The sequence below is a fragment of the Nocardioides sp. LML1-1-1.1 genome (assembly GCF_040676175.1).
Taxonomy (GTDB): Bacteria; Actinomycetota; Actinomycetes; order Propionibacteriales; family Nocardioidaceae; genus Nocardioides.
Genome location: NZ_JBEGHK010000003.1, coordinates 729,810 through 744,745, shown reverse-complemented (window position 1 = coordinate 744,745; position 14,936 = coordinate 729,810). Strand labels below are relative to the sequence as shown.

Annotated in this window: 20 protein-coding genes; 8 read left to right on the top strand and 12 right to left on the bottom strand. The window is 73.1% G+C overall.

Going from position 1 to position 14,936, the window contains the following annotated elements:
* Positions 1 to 3: 3 nt before the first annotated feature.
* The 4 genes from MRBLML1_RS14850 to MRBLML1_RS14835 are packed head-to-tail and all read right to left on the bottom strand — an operon-like array spanning position 4 to position 3,466.
* A complete protein-coding gene (locus MRBLML1_RS14850) occupies positions 4 to 612 on the bottom strand; it encodes a response regulator transcription factor (RefSeq protein WP_364517195.1) in 609 nt (202 codons plus the stop codon).
* Positions 609 to 1,736: a sensor histidine kinase gene (locus MRBLML1_RS14845; RefSeq protein WP_364517193.1), complete on the bottom strand. Its 1,128-nt coding sequence runs from the start codon at positions 1,734 to 1,736 to the stop codon at positions 609 to 611. Before MRBLML1_RS14845 ends, MRBLML1_RS14850 begins: the two co-directional genes overlap by 4 nt.
* 21 nt (positions 1,737 to 1,757) lie before the next feature.
* Positions 1,758 to 2,534, bottom strand: coding sequence for an ABC transporter permease (locus tag MRBLML1_RS14840; protein WP_364517191.1), 777 nt, complete (start codon positions 2,532 to 2,534; stop codon positions 1,758 to 1,760).
* Positions 2,531 to 3,466 carry an ABC transporter ATP-binding protein gene (locus MRBLML1_RS14835; RefSeq protein ID WP_364517189.1) on the bottom strand — a complete coding sequence of 312 codons (936 nt, stop codon included), beginning with the start codon at positions 3,464 to 3,466 and terminating at the stop codon, positions 2,531 to 2,533. Before MRBLML1_RS14835 ends, MRBLML1_RS14840 begins: the two co-directional genes overlap by 4 nt.
* A 111-nt stretch (positions 3,467 to 3,577) precedes the next feature.
* Here MRBLML1_RS14835 and MRBLML1_RS14830 point away from each other — a divergent pair, with 111 nt between their 5' ends.
* Complete coding sequence (locus MRBLML1_RS14830) at positions 3,578 to 3,784, top strand: hypothetical protein (protein WP_364517187.1); 207 nt, start codon at positions 3,578 to 3,580, stop codon at positions 3,782 to 3,784.
* On the opposite strand, the gene MRBLML1_RS14825 is transcribed toward MRBLML1_RS14830, so the two are convergent.
* On the bottom strand, positions 3,735 to 4,415 hold the full coding sequence (locus MRBLML1_RS14825) for a PilZ domain-containing protein (RefSeq protein ID WP_364517185.1): 681 nt from the start codon (positions 4,413 to 4,415) through the stop codon (positions 3,735 to 3,737). The two genes, MRBLML1_RS14830 and MRBLML1_RS14825, sit on opposite strands and share 50 nt — an antisense overlap.
* A gap of 64 nt (positions 4,416 to 4,479) precedes the next feature.
* Here MRBLML1_RS14825 and MRBLML1_RS14820 point away from each other — a divergent pair, with 64 nt between their 5' ends.
* A complete protein-coding gene (locus MRBLML1_RS14820) occupies positions 4,480 to 5,316 on the top strand; it encodes an immunity protein Imm33 domain-containing protein (protein WP_364517183.1) in 837 nt (278 codons plus the stop codon).
* A gap of 10 nt (positions 5,317 to 5,326) precedes the next feature.
* Here MRBLML1_RS14820 and MRBLML1_RS14815 read toward each other — a convergent pair whose 3' ends face one another.
* Positions 5,327 to 5,674 (bottom strand): hypothetical protein, encoded by a 348-nt coding sequence (locus MRBLML1_RS14815; protein ID WP_364517181.1) that lies wholly within the window; start codon positions 5,672 to 5,674, stop codon positions 5,327 to 5,329.
* Between the two features lie 52 nt (positions 5,675 to 5,726).
* Between MRBLML1_RS14815 and MRBLML1_RS14810 the strand changes: the two genes are divergently transcribed.
* Positions 5,727 to 6,725, top strand: a complete 999-nt coding sequence (locus MRBLML1_RS14810) for a GNAT family N-acetyltransferase (RefSeq protein ID WP_364517179.1) — start codon at positions 5,727 to 5,729, stop codon at positions 6,723 to 6,725.
* On the opposite strand, the gene MRBLML1_RS14805 is transcribed toward MRBLML1_RS14810, so the two are convergent.
* Positions 6,716 to 6,961, bottom strand: coding sequence for a hypothetical protein (locus MRBLML1_RS14805; RefSeq protein ID WP_364517177.1), 246 nt, complete (start codon positions 6,959 to 6,961; stop codon positions 6,716 to 6,718). The genes MRBLML1_RS14810 and MRBLML1_RS14805 overlap by 10 nt on opposite strands.
* Before the next feature lie 100 nt (positions 6,962 to 7,061).
* Between MRBLML1_RS14805 and MRBLML1_RS14800 the strand changes: the two genes are divergently transcribed.
* Positions 7,062 to 7,385 carry a hypothetical protein gene (locus MRBLML1_RS14800; protein ID WP_364517175.1) on the top strand — a complete coding sequence of 108 codons (324 nt, stop codon included), beginning with the start codon at positions 7,062 to 7,064 and terminating at the stop codon, positions 7,383 to 7,385.
* Here the strand turns inward: MRBLML1_RS14800 and MRBLML1_RS14795 are convergent.
* The 4 genes from MRBLML1_RS14795 to MRBLML1_RS14780 are packed head-to-tail and all read right to left on the bottom strand — an operon-like array spanning position 7,373 to position 10,851.
* On the bottom strand, positions 7,373 to 8,440 hold the full coding sequence (locus tag MRBLML1_RS14795) for an NAD(P)H-dependent flavin oxidoreductase (protein ID WP_364517173.1): 1,068 nt from the start codon (positions 8,438 to 8,440) through the stop codon (positions 7,373 to 7,375). The two genes, MRBLML1_RS14800 and MRBLML1_RS14795, sit on opposite strands and share 13 nt — an antisense overlap.
* Positions 8,433 to 9,212, bottom strand: a complete 780-nt coding sequence (locus MRBLML1_RS14790) for a CoA-transferase subunit beta (RefSeq protein WP_364517171.1) — start codon at positions 9,210 to 9,212, stop codon at positions 8,433 to 8,435. Before MRBLML1_RS14790 ends, MRBLML1_RS14795 begins: the two co-directional genes overlap by 8 nt.
* Positions 9,212 to 10,099: a CoA transferase subunit A gene (locus tag MRBLML1_RS14785; protein ID WP_364517169.1), complete on the bottom strand. Its 888-nt coding sequence runs from the start codon at positions 10,097 to 10,099 to the stop codon at positions 9,212 to 9,214. The genes MRBLML1_RS14790 and MRBLML1_RS14785 overlap by 1 nt, the downstream gene beginning before the upstream one ends.
* Positions 10,096 to 10,851, bottom strand: coding sequence for an enoyl-CoA hydratase family protein (locus tag MRBLML1_RS14780; protein WP_364517167.1), 756 nt, complete (start codon positions 10,849 to 10,851; stop codon positions 10,096 to 10,098). Before MRBLML1_RS14780 ends, MRBLML1_RS14785 begins: the two co-directional genes overlap by 4 nt.
* 41 nt (positions 10,852 to 10,892) lie before the next feature.
* On the opposite strand from MRBLML1_RS14780, the gene MRBLML1_RS14775 reads away from it, so the two are divergent.
* The 4 genes from MRBLML1_RS14775 to MRBLML1_RS14760 all read left to right on the top strand — a co-directional run bounded on the left by MRBLML1_RS14775 (position 10,893) and on the right by MRBLML1_RS14760 (position 13,355).
* On the top strand, positions 10,893 to 11,669 hold the full coding sequence (locus tag MRBLML1_RS14775) for an SDR family oxidoreductase (protein ID WP_364517165.1): 777 nt from the start codon (positions 10,893 to 10,895) through the stop codon (positions 11,667 to 11,669).
* Complete coding sequence (locus tag MRBLML1_RS14770) at positions 11,666 to 12,544, top strand: SDR family oxidoreductase (protein ID WP_364517163.1); 879 nt, start codon at positions 11,666 to 11,668, stop codon at positions 12,542 to 12,544. Before MRBLML1_RS14775 ends, MRBLML1_RS14770 begins: the two co-directional genes overlap by 4 nt.
* 172 nt (positions 12,545 to 12,716) lie before the next feature.
* Positions 12,717 to 13,181, top strand: coding sequence for a hypothetical protein (locus MRBLML1_RS14765; protein ID WP_364517161.1), 465 nt, complete (start codon positions 12,717 to 12,719; stop codon positions 13,179 to 13,181).
* Positions 13,182 to 13,232: 51 nt separating this feature from the next.
* Positions 13,233 to 13,355 carry a hypothetical protein gene (locus MRBLML1_RS14760; RefSeq protein ID WP_364517159.1) on the top strand — a complete coding sequence of 41 codons (123 nt, stop codon included), beginning with the start codon at positions 13,233 to 13,235 and terminating at the stop codon, positions 13,353 to 13,355.
* A gap of 410 nt (positions 13,356 to 13,765) precedes the next feature.
* Here the strand turns inward: MRBLML1_RS14760 and MRBLML1_RS14755 are convergent, their stop codons facing one another.
* Positions 13,766 to 14,929, bottom strand: coding sequence for a steroid 3-ketoacyl-CoA thiolase (locus MRBLML1_RS14755; protein WP_364517157.1), 1,164 nt, complete (start codon positions 14,927 to 14,929; stop codon positions 13,766 to 13,768).
* Between the last annotated feature and the right edge of the window lie 7 nt (positions 14,930 to 14,936).

Genomic DNA, 14,936 nt, shown 5'->3' with positions numbered 1-14,936 from the left:
GGGCTAGATCCAGCCCATCCGGCGGGCGGTGGCCCAGGCGTCGTGCCGGTTGGCCGCGCCCAGCTTGGTGATCGCGCTCGACAGGTAGTTGCGCACGGTCCCCGGCGAGAGGGCCGCGCGGGCGGCGATCTCCTCGATCGTCGTACCGTCCGCGGAGAGCTCGAGCACGTCGGCCTCCCGCGAGGTGAGCGGGCTGTCGCCCGCGGCGATCGCGTCGGCGGCCAGGTCCGGGTCGACGTGACGGCCGCCGGCGTGCACCTTGCGGACGACGTCGGCCAGGGTCGCGGCGGAGGTGGTCTTGGGCAGGAAGCCACGCACGCCCGACTGCAACGCCCGCTTGAGGTGACCGGGGCGGCCGTGGCTGGTGACGATCACGACGCCGCAGCCCGGCAGGTCTGCGGCGAGCCGTTCGGCGACGGCGATCCCGTCGGGGCCGGGCATCTGCAGGTCGAGCACGGCGACGTCGACGGCGTGCTTGACCGCCATCGCCAGCGCCTCGTCACCGGTGGCGGCCTCGGCCACGACCTCCAGGTCGGGCTCCAGGTCGAGCAGCTGCGCGAGCGCGGTGCGGATCAGGTGCTCGTCGTCGGCGAGCAGGATGCGGACGCTCATGCGCTCTCCTCGGGTGCGGCGAAGCGGGCGGTCAGCACGAAGCGCTCGCCGGTCGCGGCCGAGGTCAGCGTGGCGCCGCGCGGGGCGAGACGCTCGCGCAGGCCGTCGAGCCCGGATCCGGCGCCGCTCGGGGCGGTGGTGACGCCGTCGTTGCTGACGACGAGGGCGGGGGAGCGGAACGCGATCTCGACGGTGCCGGCGGCGGAGTGCCGCAGCACGTTCGTGACCGCCTCGCGGACCACCCACGCGGCGGGCTCCTGCCAGGCCTCGGGCACGCCGGCGACGTCGAGGCGGACGTCGATGCCGGCCGAGCGCAGCAGCGAGCGCGCACCGTCGAGCTCCTGGTCGAGGTCGACGGTGCGATAGCCCCGGGCCAGCTCGCGTGCCTCGCGCAGCGCCTCGTGGGCGACCTCCCGCACGCCGAGCATCCGGCCGGCGGCGGTCGGGTCCCCGCGCCGGGCCAGCGTCGCGGCCAGCTCGGACTGCATCGCGATCGCGGAGAGCCGGCGGCCGAGGACGTCGTGCACGTCGCGGGAGAAGCGCAGCCGCTCCTCGGCCACCGCGAGCGCGGCCTGGGCCGCGCGGCCGGTGTCGAGCTCGGTCACCACCCCGACCAGCCAGAGCGAGACGCGCACGGTGAAGACGAAGAAGGCGGCCGCGGCGGCACCGCCGACGAAGGCCAGCGGTTCGCCGGACGTCAGGCCCATCAGCGCGCCGAGACCGAGCACGAGCGCGGCAGCGACGCGGAGGTCGCCCACCCCGCCGAGCGCCCAGCCGAGGACGAAGAGGACGAGCATCATCACCGTGCCGCGCACGGCGTCGGGCTGGGGGAGCGCCGCCGCGACCGCGAGGGCCGACAGCGCCAGCAGCGGGACGATCCCGCGCCACGGGACCGGCCGCGTCGCCGGGTGGAGCATGAGCAGGTCGCGCAGGACCAGGCTGGCCAGGGCCGTCAGCACCACGGCCAGGCCGGTCACCACGGCGAACGCGCCGTCGTGGCCCTCCTGCTGGTTGTACGCCGACAGGAGCAGGAAGGCCACCGAGAGCCAGAGCGCGCCGTAGAGCGACTGGCGGGTGTAGAGGTCGACCCGCTCGACCTGGCTGAGCTCGGACCAGCGGCGCATGCGCCTGAGCCTAGACACTGCTCACACCCGTGGCTCCCAGTGCAGCGACCGGGCGGCGATGCCGACGGCCAGCACGGTCCAGGCCACCAGCACGAGCAGCGGGCCGGCGGCCTCGCCCCAGGTGGCGGCGAGGTCCAGGGTGCGCGTCGTGCCGCTCTCGGGCAGGCCGAACCAGGCGGAGCGGACCAGGTCCGTCAGCGCGGCCCCCGGTGTCAGGTCGGCCCAGCGCTGGGCCGACGCGGGCAGCGCGATGCTGAACTGGCCCGCGAGCGCGAGGAAGATCACCGGCAGGCTGGTCATCTGGGCGGCCTCGGCGTTGCGGGTCCAGGCCGCGGTCCAGAACGCGAAGGCGGCGAACATCACCGTCGCGACGAGCACGCCGGCGACGTACACGAGCAGGTTGAGGGGCGCGTCCTGGCCCAGCGCCATCGCCAGCGGTACGGCGAGCAGGGACACCACCAGCGTCACCACCGCACCGGGCAGCGCGAGCGCCACGAGCAGCTCCAGGTCGCGCGCCTCGCCGGTGCGCATCCGCTTCAGGACGAGCTCGTCGCGCCGGGTGACGAACTGCGAGAGCACGTTGTAGAACACCGGGAAGAGCGCCGCCATCAGCACGGTGGTGGTGATCGCCGCGGCGCCGGGACCCGCGTCGCCGCGGTCGCCGGACAGCAGGAGCAGCAGGGGCAGCAGCGGCACCACGACGCCGTAGACCAGGGCGAGCCGGTTGCGGGTCATCAGCACGGCGTTCCAGCGGGCCAGCCGGGCCGTGCGCGGGACGGAGAGGGCGGGGGTGCTCATGCGAGGGCTCCTTCGGGCGAGCGGTCGGCGGGCTGGTCGGCGATGGCGAGGAAGACCGACTCCAGGGTGGCGGCACGGGCCTCCAGCCCGTCCAGGCGGACGCCCTCGCGCTCGGCGCGGACCAGGAGGGTGGTCAGTGTCGCCTGGAGGTCGTCGGTCTCGAGGGTGACGGTGCCGCCCCGGACCACGCGGCGCGCGCCGAGGTCGTCCAGCCAGGCGGGGGCGGTCGCCTCGTCCAGCCGGATCACCGACGGGTGCCCGGCGGCCACCTCGGCCGGGGTCCCCTCGCGGACGATCCTGCCGGCGTGCATGATCGCCAGCCGGTCGGCCAGCTCCTCGGCCTCCTCCAGGTAGTGCGTCGTCAGCAGCACCGTCGTCCCGGCGTGGCGCAGGTCGCGGACGAGCTCCCACACGTCGCGCCGGCTCTCCGGGTCGAGACCGGTGGTCGGCTCGTCGAGGAGCAGCACCTCCGGGCGGCCGAGCAGGGCACAGGCCAGGTCCAGCCGGCGCTCCTCGCCGCCCGACAGCGCGCGGACCCGCACGTCCGCGCGGGACTCGAGGCCGAGCCGGCCCAGCACCTCCTCCACCGGACGCGGCGAGGTCAGCGTGCCGGCCCACTGCAGCAGCGTCTCCCGGACGGTCAGGTCCCCGGAGAAACCGCTCTCCTGCAGCAGCACGGCCGTGCGCCGTCGTACGGCGTCCCGGTCGGCGACCGGGTCGAGCCCCAGCACCCGCACGGTGCCCGCGCTCGCGGCCGCGAGGCCCTCCACCACCTCCAGGGTGGACGTCTTGCCGGCGCCGTTGGTGCCGAGCAGGGCGGTGATGGTGCCGGCCTCGACGGACAGGTCGACGCCGCGCACGGCCTCGAACGCGCCGGCACCGGTGCCGTAGGAGCGGTGCAGGCCGCGGACCTCGATCGCTGGTGTCGTCATGTCCTCAAGGCTCCCCGGGGCAGGGACCGCGCGGCAGGTCGCGGTGTCACCAGTCCTTCATGACAGACGTCATGTGGCCGATGGGAAGGGCCTCGGAGGAAGGGGGAGGCCATGAACAACCGCCACGCCGAGCAGCTGCCGCTGGTCGTGCTCGGCACCTACGCGCTCGGCTACCTCGCCGGGCGCTCGATCGCCACGCTGTGGTCGCGCGGACCCGTCCACGAGCACGGCGTACGACGGATCGCGGCCGGCGCTCGCCACGGCCACCTCAGCGCTGGCGACCCCGCCGACGCTCGGACTCGAACACGAGCCGCCTGATCCGGTCGCCGTGCACGGTCGGGTCGAGGAAGGCGATCGCGATCCCGACCCCGCCGCCCGCGAACCGGACGTGACGCACCACGCGTGCCGGCTGCGAGAGGTTCTCGTTGTCGATGCGGACCGTCGCCTCGACCTCCTGGCCGGCCGGGGGCACCTGGCCCTGGGTCGCCAGCAGCACGCCGCCCTCGCTGATGTCGACGGCCACGCCGAGCAGGTTCTCCGGCAGGATGCCGTCGTCGTCGGGCGTGGCCGGCCAGGTCAGCGAGATCGGCACCGCTACCCGGGCGCGGAAGAAGGCGCGCTGCTGCAGGCGGGTCGGCGCTGACGAGGGACGCAGCAGCCACACCCTGCCGTAGGGCCGGATCGCCGGGCGGGTGCTGACGGCGCACTCCATCCGGCCCAGCGGATAGGTCCAGGTCACGCTCGCGTCGAAGTGGTGCTCGTCGGGGTCCATCCCCTCGGGGCAGGCGACGACGAGCGCGGTGCCGCCGTCGCGGTACGGCTCGAGGTCGAGGACGCGGGTCTCCACCGCCACCGGGTCGCCGGAGGTCGGGCGCAGGGTCAGCGCGACGGACTGGAGGAGGGCAGGGTGCACCTCCGCAGGGGCCGGGAGCGGGCGCGACACCGTCATGGTGGTCCCGTCGGCAGCCGGGACCTGGACCTGAGCGGTCCCGGTGGTCTGGTTCGATGAGGCCATGGATCCCGGGATGCAGGCCCTGCTGGCGCGCGGTGGCTGGGAGCTCGACGACCCGCGGCCGGTCGCCGCCGCGCACCCGGAGACGTTCGAGCTGCCGAGTGCCGCCGACCTCGCCGCGCTCGTGCCCGGCAGCCCGGTCCGGGCGCTGTTCCGGCTCGCGACGATCGCCGACGCGGCACGCGACGCCCGGACGCCGTACGACGACCAGGGGCACCCGGTCCTGGTGCCGCACGTGGAGCGGATGTGGGCGGTCGTGACCGCTGTCGACGACGACGCGGTCGAGTGCCTGCTCGACAACCAGCCCTACGCCACGCACACCAGCCTGACCCTCTTCGACCGGCTGCGGATCCCGCTGACCCACCTGATCGCCACCGGTACGCCGCGCCCGGACCTCGCCGAGCACCTCGCCTTCGTCGCCCGGATGGCCGAGCAGGACGAGCGCCCGGCCGCCCAGGACACCCCGGTCGACCCGCACGCCGCACCGCGCGTCCGCGGCGACCAGCAGGGTGTCTGCGAACGGGCCGGGGTCCGGGCCGAGCCGGCCTGGCCGTTCGGCGCCGCGCTGCTCGCGCGCGACGTCACGCCCGAGGTGGCGATGCTGCACGGCGCGCGCTTCCCCCCGAACCCCGAGCGCCGCGACACCGGCTGGGTGTTCTTCGCCGGCGACGGCGACTTCGAGGAGGTCGCCGCGACCGTCGGCTTCGACGTGGTGATGCTGCAGCAGGCCAGCCAGGCCCACCCGGCGATCTGGCCGCGGTCGGTGCTGCCCCCGGGCTGGGGGTTCAGCGTCGGCGACGGCGTCGACGACCTCTACCCGGTGGAGATCACCGACTGAGCCGGACGGCTCAGAGCACGGTCCACCAGATGCCGGCGATGCCGGGCAGCAGGCCGAGCAGCAGCCACGGCGAGCGCCACGAGCGGCGCAGGACCAGCAACGTGGCCGCGATCCCGCCCACCATGAACGCGGTGGCGATGAGGCTGAGCCCGACCCGGGCGTCGGTGCGGTCGGGGTCGACGTGGTCGGCCGCGATCACGAAGCCGACCGCCAGGTGCAGCACCGTCGTCACGATGAGCGCGGCGACCACCCGGCGCTGGGTGCGCTGCAGGCGCTCGATGTCCTGCGGGTCCGGCGCCTTGCGTGGGGCACTCGGGTCCATCAGGTGCCGCCGGCGGGGACTCGGCTGCTGGCTCACCCCGCCAGGATATCCAGTGGCACCGGGCGCCCCGGCACCGCATGCTGGCCGCATGGAGATCTCCCCGTTCGGTCCCGACGACGCGGCCGAGCTCACCGCCTGTGCCGGCCTGCTGAACGACGTCCACGCCGTGGACGCGCCCTGGGAGCGGCACTTCACGCCGGCCCGGCTCGCGGGCCGGTTCCGGTTCGGCTGGGACGGCGAGCCGGAGGACCCCTACCTCGCCACGGTCGACGGTGTGCCCGTGGCCTACGGCACCGTGAGCACCAGTGAGTACGACAACCTCGACCTCGCCTTCGTGGCGGTGGCGGTGCACCCGTCGTACCGGCGCCGGGGGCACGGCTCCGCCCTGCTCGCCCACCTGCTCGGCGAGGCCCGCCGCCGCGGCCGCACCAACATCATCGTCGACGGGTGGGACACCGCGGCCCTGCACGCCTTCGCCGCCCACCAGGGCTTCGAGCGCAAGCTGGCCTCGATCAACCGCCGTCAGGCGCTGGCCGACGTGGACTGGCCCGCCCTCGTCCGGCGCTACGACGAGGCGCGCGCCGCCGCCGGCGACTACGTCCTCGAGCGTTGGGCGGTGCCCACGCCCGAGGAGCGGCTCGACGACCTCGCCACGATGGCCGCCGCCATCAACGACGCCCCGCTGGACGACCTCGACTACGAGGACGAGGTGTTCACCGCGGACCGGATGCGGGCCTACGAGGAGGCCAGCCTCGGCAAGGGCGAGCGGATGTACCGCGTGGTCGCCCGCCACGTCCCGACCGGTGGGCTCGCCGGCCAGACCGTGGTGGTCGTCGACGGCGAGCAGCCCACCTGGGCCGACCAGCACGACACGTCGGTCACCCGGGCGCACCGCGGCCACCGGCTGGGCCTGCTGCTGAAGGCCGACCTGCTGCTCTGGCTGCGCGAGGCGGAGCCGCAGGTGCTCACGGTGAACACCTGGAACGCCGAGTCCAACGACCACATGATCGGCGTCAACGAGCTGCTGGCCTACCGGGTGCAGGGGCGGGAGTGGGCCTACCAGCGGAAGATCTCCGCTCAGGAGTAGCGGTGGCTCTTCTGCGGGTGGCCCTGCTCCCGGGTGCAGGTGCGCCCGCTCATGTTGCGGTGGCCGCACAGCCCGTCGGTCTCCTCGGCGGGGCTCGCCCCGGCCTTCTTCGCCGGGGTCCTCTGGGTCGGGGTCTTCGGGGTCTTCGGGGTCGGGGTCTTCGGGGTCGCTGACCGGGCCTGCGCCTCGGCGTAGCGGGCTTCGCGCATCGCGCGGACTGCGTCCATCTTGCTCATCGGCCGTTCACGGGACCGACCCTAGGCGACGGGTCCGACACAGCGGTGCGGCAGGTCGGTAGGCTTCCCGCTCCGGCGACGACGAGACCAGGGGGCCGACATGGTGGCGAGCCGTTCCGCCCGCGAGCGCAAGGCCGCGGGCCAGGCCGGTCCGCTGGCGCGGGTGCGGATCGAGGTCGGCGCGCGCGAGCAGTTCGTCTACAAGATCACCTGCGTGGAGTGCACCGGCAAGGGCGAACGGGCCTGGTCGACGTACCGGCCCGGGGAGGACAACGGGTTCATGGCCGCCATGGACCGCTGGACCTTCCACCTCAAGGAGCGCCACCCCGCGAGCGACGCGCCCTGCCTGGAGTTCCTGCCCGCCGCCGAGCAGCGGCTGCAGGAGCGGCGCGAGCAACGCGCCGCCGGACCTCAGACGACGTAGGACGCGGCCCGGCCCAGCTCGCGGGCCGCCTGCACGACGATCCGCTCGACCAGCTCCGCGCAGGTCGGCAGGTCGTCGATCACACCGACGACCTGGCCGCTGGCGAGCACGCCGGCGGACGTGTCGCCCTCGACGAGCCCGGCGCGCAGCATGGTCGGGGTGTTCGCGGCGAGCGCCATCTGGCCGAGGGTGCGGCCCTGCGCCTTCTTCATGGCGCGTCCGTCCTTGAGCAGCGCGGCCCACGACATGCCGGACGACTTCTTGAACTCCAGCGTCCGTCGAGCGGTCGGCCCCAGGCGGCGTACGGCGGAGGTCTCCTCCAGCGAGTCGACGAGCTCGGTGCGCAGCATCCGGTGCGGCATCCCGTCGACCTTCGCGGTGACGACGGTGTCGGTCAGCCCGCGCTCGAGGTAGAGCTGCTTGACGGCGTCGGGCACGGCGGAGTCCTGGGTGAGCAGGAAACGGGTGCCCATGCCGACCCCGGCGGCGCCGTACGACAACGCGGCGGCGAGCCCACGGCCGTCGTAGAAGCCTCCGGCGGCGATGACCGGGATGTCGACGGCCTCGAGGACGGTCGGCAGCAGCAACGTGGTGGGGATCGGGCCGGTGTGCCCGCCGCCCTCGCCGCCCTGGACCATCACCGCGTCCGCACCCCAGGCGGCGACCTTCTTGGCGTGCTTGGCGGCACCGATCGACGGCATCACCACGATGCCGTGCTCCTTGAGCATCGCGATCAGCTCGGGCTTGGGCGCCAGCGCGAAGGAGGCGACCTTCACGCCGTGGTCGATGAGCAGGCGGCAGCGGTCCGGCGCGTCCGCGGCGTCGGCACGCAGGTTGACGCCGAACGGCTGGTCGGTGCGGGCCTTGGTCTCGACGATCGCCCGCTCCAGCTCGGCGAAGGTCATCGTCGCCGAGGCCAGGATGCCCAGCCCGCCCGCGTTGGCGGTGCCGGAGACGAGGCGCGGGCCGGAGACCCAGCCCATCCCGGTCTGGACGACCGGGTGCGGGACGCCGACGAGGTCGGTGAACGGCGTACGGATCCGCTGCTCAGGCATCGGGCACCTCCTTGAATCGCAGGCCCTTCGGGTCGAGCACCTCGCGGATCACGACCAGCTCCTCCGGCGTGGGCTTCCGGGTCGTCGGGACCTCGGCCGGGACGTCGAGCGCGAACCCGGTCGCCTCGACGACCTCCTCGACCGTGACGCCCGGGTGCACCGAGAGCAGGCGCACGGTGTCGCCGGCGCCCTTGACGTCGAAGACCCCGAGGTTGCTGACGATCCGGTGGATGTCGTTGAAGCGCGCGGCGGCCGGGCCGGCCTCCTTGGCGCGCTTCGGGCCGACGCCGGAGACGATGTCGACCTGCTCGACGAAGACCCGGGGAGAGTGCTTCGGGACCCAGTACGACGTCCGGTTGTTGACGGTGTTGCCCGGGGCCCCGCGCGAGCCCAGCAGCTGGCGCTTCGGCTGGGCGAACGGGCCGATGGCGGAGATGTTCTGGTTGCCGTGGCGGTCGACCTGGGTGGCGCCCATCATCACGTGCCGCTTGCCGTAGGCGACGACGTCGAACACGCGGCGGAACGGGATCCAGCCCTCGACGACGTCGCCCTTGGCGAACAGTGGCGGGACACCGGCGAGGAAGAGCGACTCGCCGTCGGAGAGGACGAGGTCGGGGTTGCTGGTCAGCTTGGCGAGCCGGACGCCGAGCATCGGGAGCAGCCCCATCGGGCTGCCGAAGATCTCGCCGTCGTCCTTGAAGGCGTCGGCGATGGCGGCGGCGCAGACGTCCGCACGGGTGACCACGTCGTCGGTCGAGCTCGTCGAGACCATCACTGCTCCTCTGCGAAGGCCTGGACGGCCGCTTGGTAGGCATCCTCGTCACCGGACAGGAAGCGCTCCTCGAACGCCGCCCAGTCCTCCTCGGAGCCGCCGGCCGCGGCGGCGTACGCCTTCTGGAAGCGCTCGTCGCGCTCGTAGTCGGGGGTGCAGGTGGTGAAGTGCGCTCCGTTGGGTGTCTCGACCACGCCGGTCACCATCATCCGGTTCAGCAGCACGCGTTGGACGGGGGTGTCGACGGTGAGGCCGGCGGTGTCGACGACCTGCTCGACGCTGAGGTACGTGCGGTCGGCGGCCATCGCGAAGAGGTCGTCGAAGTACGGGTCCGGACCGAGGTACGTCGCGTTGCCGTGCGCGTCCGCGCGGTTGAGGTGCACCAGGGCGACGTCGAGCCGCAGCGCCGGGACGGCGACGAGCTCCTCGTGGCCGTGGCCCTCGTCGTACGGGCTGGTGACGGTGGTGATGCCGGGGTTGTTGACGAGCACGTCGGAGCCGAGGCCGGCGCGCATCGGCAGGAAGGGGAGCCGCTCGGCCGCGGCCTTGAGACCGGTCTGGAACATGCCCTCGTCGAGCTCGACGACCTCGGGGATGCTCGCCGCTTGGCGGGCGCGCTGGAAGTTGGGCTCCAGCGGGATGGAGTCGAGGGAGACGAAGGCGTAGACCAGCCTGCGGATCTTGCCTGCGCGGGCCAGCAGCCCGACGTCGGCACCACCCCAGCTGACGATGGTCAGGTCCTTCAGGTCCGAGCGGAGGATCGCGCGCACGAGCGCCATCGGCTTGCGGCGCGGGCCCCAGCCGCCGATCCCGATGGTCATCCCGTCCTCGAGGGAGGCGACGACCTCCTCGATGCTCATCCGCTTGTCGCGGGGCTTGCTGCTCACTGCTTGCTCTTCTCCGTTCCCGCGAAGTCGTCGCGGAGCTCGTCGCTGACACCCATCAGGTTCAGCTCGAAGGTGAAGCCCTGCTCCCAGCGGTAGGACTTGTTGACGTCGACCGGGTCGATCCCGTTGAGCGCCTCCTTGGCGGCCCGGATGACGCGGGTGTCCTTGGCGGCGATGTCGCGCGCGACCCGCAACGCGGCCTCGTCGAGCTCGTCGCGGGGGACCACCTCCAGCACCGACCCGAACTGCACCAGGTCCTTCGCGGGGATGGTGCGGGCGGTGAAGTAGAGGGTGCGCATCATGTGCTGCGGGACGAGCCGGGCCATGTGGGTGGCGGCGCCCAGGGCGCCCTGGTTGACCTCCGGCACGCCGAAGTAGGCGTCCTCGCTGGCCACCACGCAGTCGGCGTTGCCGACCAGCCCGACCCCGCCGCCGACGCAGAAGCCGTTGACGGCCGCGATCACCGGGACGCTGCACTCGTAGACCGCCCTGAACGCGGCGTAGCAGCCCTTGTTGGCGCCGAGCAGGGCGTCGAACCCGGTGGTGCTCTGCATCTCCTTGATGTCGACGCCGGCGTTGAAGCCCTTGCCCTCGGCACGGAGGACCACGACCTTGGTCTCCCGGTCGGCACTCGCCTCGTCGAGGGCGGCGGCCACGTCGTACCAACCCTGCACGGTGAGCGCGTTGACCGGGGGAGCGCTCATCGTGACGAGGCGGATGCCGTCGTCGCGTCGCTCGCTGGTGACTGTCATGGCTGCACCCTACCAAGCAAATGCTTGGTAGGGTGCTGGACATGGCACTCGCACTGGACCTGGGCGGGCGCGTCGCGCTGGTGACCGGCGGGGCGCGCGGCATCGGCCGCGGCATCACCGAGGTGCTGCTCGCCGCGGGCGCGACCGTGGTGACCTGCGGCCGCTCCGAGGCCGAGCCGCCCGCCGGAGCGACGCACCGGCTGTGCGACGTGCGCGACGCCGCGTCCGTCGCGGAGCTGGTCGCGTGGATCGTGGCCGAGCACGGCCGGCTGGACGTCGTCGTCAACAACGCCGGGGGAGCGCCCTACGCGTTGGCGGCCGACGCCTCGCCGCGCTTCCACGACAAGATCGTCGGGCTCAACCTGATGTCCTCGCTCTTGGTCGCCCAGGCCGCGAACGCGGTGATGCAGGAGCAGCCGGGTGGCGGGGCGATCGTCAACATCTCCTCGGTCTCGGCCGTGCGGCCCTCGCCGGGCACGGCGGCGTACGGCGCCGCGAAGGCGGGGGTCGACTCGCTGACCACCTCGCTGGCCCAGGAGTGGGGGCCGCGGGTGCGCGTCAACGCGGTCGACGTCGGGCTGGTGCGCACCGCCGACACCGCCGACCACTACGGCGGCGACGCGACCGTCGCCGCGATCGAGGCCACCATCCCGGCCGGCCGGATGGCCGACGTCGCCGAGATCGGGCAGGTCGTCGCCTTCCTGGCGAGCGACCTGGCGTCGTACGTCTCGGGGGCGCGGGTCGCCTGCCACGGCGGCGGCGAGCAGCCGGTCTTCCTCCACATCGCCCAGCAGGAAGCACAGAAGGAGCAGCAGTGAGCAGGTTGTTGGAAGGTCGCGTCGCGATCGTCACCGGAGCCGGCCGCGGGATCGGCCGCGCGCACGCGTTGGAGCTGGCGCGCCACGGCGCGAAGGTCGTCGTCAACGACTTCGGCGTCTCCAACAACGGCGAGAAGACGGACTCGCCCGCACACGAGGTGGTCGCCGAGATCGAGGCCATGGGCGGTGAGGCCGTCGTCAACGGCGCCGACGTCGCCGACTTCGACCAGGCCGCCGCGATGGTCCAGCAGGCGATCGACACCTTCGGGGGGCTGGACGTCCTCGTCAACAACGCCGGCTTCGTCCGCGACCGGATGCTCGTCAACGCCAGCGAGGAGGAGTTCGACGCGGTGATGCGGGTGCACCTCAAGGGCCACTTCGCGCCGCTGCGGCACGCCGCGTCGTACTGGCGGGCGGAGTCGAAGGCCGGTCGCCAGCGCGTCGCGCGGGTCATCAACACGACCTCCGGCGCCGGCCTCCAGGGCTCCATCGGCCAGGTCGTCTACTCCGCCGCCAAGGGCGGGATCGCGACGATGACCCTCGTCGCCGCCGCCGAGCTCGGCCGGGTCGGGGTGACCGTCAACGCGATCGCGCCGGTCGCCAAGACCCGGATGACCGAGGGCGCCTTCGACACCTCCGCCATGGCCCTGCCCGAGGACAACTCGCCGATCGTCGCCTGGCTCGCCTCGGAGGAGGCCGGCGACGTGACCGGCCGGGTGATCGAGGTCGACGGCTCGGTCGTCACCGTGGAGAACGGCTGGGCGCACGGCCCGTCCCGCGACGCGGGTGGGCGCTGGGAGGCCGAGAAGGTCGGTCCGGCGCTGCGGGACCTGTTGGCGCAGGCGCCTTCTCCGGAGGCCGTGTACGGGGCGTGAACCGGTCCTTGGTTTCACCACCTAGGTGGTGAAACCAGGTCCGGGCATACGGAATTCCGTGTGCCCGGACGAGGTTTCGTGCGTTCAGTTGCGGTGGGGAACTCAAACGGCGCGACGTAGCGCCCGCCGGATGCGTTCTGCCGTGGCCCCAGGGCGGTCGAGGTCGCGCCACGTGAGGCGGACCATCGTCCAGCCCGTCAGCTCTCGGAGCCTGTCCTCGCGCGCCTTCTCGCGCATCACCGCTTGCTCGATGGTCTCCCCCACTCCGTCGAAACCGGTGGTACTTCACCGCTCCATCGACCTCGAGCATGGTGCCCTGCTCGGGCCACGCGAAGTCGACGCGTCCTGCCAGCTGACCGTTCGGTTCGAAGACCTCGTACTGCGCGAGAGGCGCGGGGAGTCGTTCGTCCATGAAGAGCAGCCGGGCCCGCGTCTCTGCAACGGACTCGGCCTTGCCGTCGGCCAGCCGCAGAGCAACCTGGAGGTGCAGCGTGCGGGGCCAGTGCCGCATACGCCGGAATGCGTCGTCCAGCTGGAGCTCGGTCGTCAGGCCCTGCTGCAGGTACCAGTCGAGCACGACGACGGCGGGTCCGCGCCGGGCCAGGCTCGCGGTGTCGAGCGCGGTCCGAGTCGGTGATGTGAGCCAGCCCGTCTCGTCGCGGGTGACGTCGCCGGCGAGGACCAGTCCGTGGTGGTGCACGACCATGGCCGCTCGTCTTCCGCCGACGCCGTCCAGATGGGTCACGTGCGCGGCGGTCAGGTCGATGCCCCACGCGGGGCCACCGAGCTCGAGGTGAGCGCTCTGATGTGACAGTGCCACGCCGCTGCCGAGCTGCCGTCGTACGGCAGTGCTGAGGAGGCGGTGGCGTGCTGCGCGATCCGCCTGCTCCCAGGTCTCGGTGAGTGCGTAGGCCCCCTGACGAAGGCGGACCAGCGCTCCACGACGGACGGCGCCGAGCAGGGCGGCGTCGTCGCCACCAGCAGCGAGCACCTCTCGGCGCAGGAGCACGCCGGTGTCGGCTGCCAACCACATGATCATGCGCGCGACCCTGCCTGATTTCGCGCGCTCGTGCTGCGCCGCGGAGCTTGCCTGTGGACAACGGTCAGCAGTGGGTGATGTGACGTCGTACTGAGCGCACGAAACCGTGTCCGGGCACATCAAATTCGGTGTGCTCGGATCCGGTTTCACCACCTAGGTGGTGAAACCGGACAGTGCCCCCGTCAGATCCGCTCGATGAGCGTCCCCGTGGCCATCGCACCACCGGCGCACATGGAGACCAGGGCGGTGGAGGCGTCGCGGCGCTCCAGCTCGTGCAGGGCGGTGGTGATCAGGCGGACGCCGGTGGCGCCGACGGGGTGGCCCAGGGCGATGGCGCCGCCGTTGACGTTGACCTTGTCCAGGTCGACGCCGTGCACCCCCGCCCAGGACAGTACGACGGACGCGAAGGCCTCGTTGACCTCGAAGATGTCGATGTCGCCGATCGCCATGCCGGTGCGGTCGAGGATGCGCTGGGTGGCGTCGATGGGGCCGTCGAGGTGGTAGTAGGGGTCGGAGCCGACGAGGCACTGGGAGACGATCCGGGCGCGCGGGGTCAGGCCGAGGGCGCGGGCACGCGACTCGTCCATGATCAGCAGCGCGGCGGCGCCGTCGGAGATCTGCGAGGAGGTGCCGGCGGTGTGCAGGCCGTCCTCCAACACGGGCTTCAGGCCGGCGAGGCCGGCGGCGGTGGTCGCGCGGAGGCCCTGGTCGGCGTCGACGACGCGGGTCTGGCCCGTGGGCTCGCCGGACTCGGCGAGCACCGGGGCGGTGATCGGGGCGATCTCGCGCTTGAACCGTCCCTCGGACACGGCGACGGCCGCCTTCTCCTGCGAGGCCAGGCCGAGCGCCTCCAGGTCGGCGCGGGTCAGGCCGCGGTTGCGGGCGATCCGGTCGGCGGCCTCGAACTGGTTGGGCATGTCGATCGACCAGTCGGCGGGGCGCGGGTCGCCCAGGCCCGGCGGGACGTTGGCGCCGAGCGGGATGCGGGACATCATCTCCACGCCGCAGGCGATGCCGACGTCGATGGTGCCGGCAGCGACCATGTCGTTGACGAGGTGGGTGGCCTGCTGGCCGGAGCCGCACTGGGCGTCGAGGGCGGTGCCGGCGGTGGCCTGCGGGAGCCCGGCGTAGAGCCAGGCGCGGCGTACGGCGTCGTTGGACTGCTCGCCCGCCTGGCTGACGATGCCGCCGACGACCTGCTCGACGAGGGCCGGGTCGACACCGGCGCGGCGCAGCACCTCGGCCTGCACGAAGCCGAGCGTCTGCGCCGGGTGGAGCCCGGCCAGCCAGCCCTTGCGCTTGCCCAGGGGAGTGCGGACGGCCTCGACGATCACAGGGTTGCCCATGGCCGAA

Bases quoted from the DNA above. Each gene is read 5' to 3' on its own strand.
- MRBLML1_RS14850 (WP_364517195.1), bottom strand. From the start codon at position 612: ATGAGCGTCCGCATCCTGCTCGCCGACGACGAGCACCTGATCCGCACC.
- MRBLML1_RS14845 (WP_364517193.1), bottom strand. From the start codon at position 1,736: ATGCGCCGCTGGTCCGAGCTCAGCCAGGTCGAGCGGGTCGACCTCTAC.
- MRBLML1_RS14840 (WP_364517191.1), bottom strand. From the start codon at position 2,534: ATGAGCACCCCCGCCCTCTCCGTCCCGCGCACGGCCCGGCTGGCCCGC.
- MRBLML1_RS14835 (WP_364517189.1), bottom strand. From the start codon at position 3,466: ATGACGACACCAGCGATCGAGGTCCGCGGCCTGCACCGCTCCTACGGC.
- MRBLML1_RS14830 (WP_364517187.1), top strand. From the start codon at position 3,578: ATGAACAACCGCCACGCCGAGCAGCTGCCGCTGGTCGTGCTCGGCACC.
- MRBLML1_RS14825 (WP_364517185.1), bottom strand. From the start codon at position 4,415: ATGACGGTGTCGCGCCCGCTCCCGGCCCCTGCGGAGGTGCACCCTGCC.
- MRBLML1_RS14820 (WP_364517183.1), top strand. From the start codon at position 4,480: ATGGATCCCGGGATGCAGGCCCTGCTGGCGCGCGGTGGCTGGGAGCTC.
- MRBLML1_RS14810 (WP_364517179.1), top strand. From the start codon at position 5,727: ATGGAGATCTCCCCGTTCGGTCCCGACGACGCGGCCGAGCTCACCGCC.
- MRBLML1_RS14805 (WP_364517177.1), bottom strand. From the start codon at position 6,961: ATGAGCAAGATGGACGCAGTCCGCGCGATGCGCGAAGCCCGCTACGCC.
- MRBLML1_RS14800 (WP_364517175.1), top strand. From the start codon at position 7,062: ATGGTGGCGAGCCGTTCCGCCCGCGAGCGCAAGGCCGCGGGCCAGGCC.
- MRBLML1_RS14795 (WP_364517173.1), bottom strand. From the start codon at position 8,440: ATGCCTGAGCAGCGGATCCGTACGCCGTTCACCGACCTCGTCGGCGTC.
- MRBLML1_RS14790 (WP_364517171.1), bottom strand. From the start codon at position 9,212: ATGGTCTCGACGAGCTCGACCGACGACGTGGTCACCCGTGCGGACGTC.
- MRBLML1_RS14780 (WP_364517167.1), bottom strand. From the start codon at position 10,851: ATGACAGTCACCAGCGAGCGACGCGACGACGGCATCCGCCTCGTCACG.
- MRBLML1_RS14775 (WP_364517165.1), top strand. From the start codon at position 10,893: ATGGCACTCGCACTGGACCTGGGCGGGCGCGTCGCGCTGGTGACCGGC.
- MRBLML1_RS14755 (WP_364517157.1), bottom strand. From the start codon at position 14,929: ATGGGCAACCCTGTGATCGTCGAGGCCGTCCGCACTCCCCTGGGCAAG.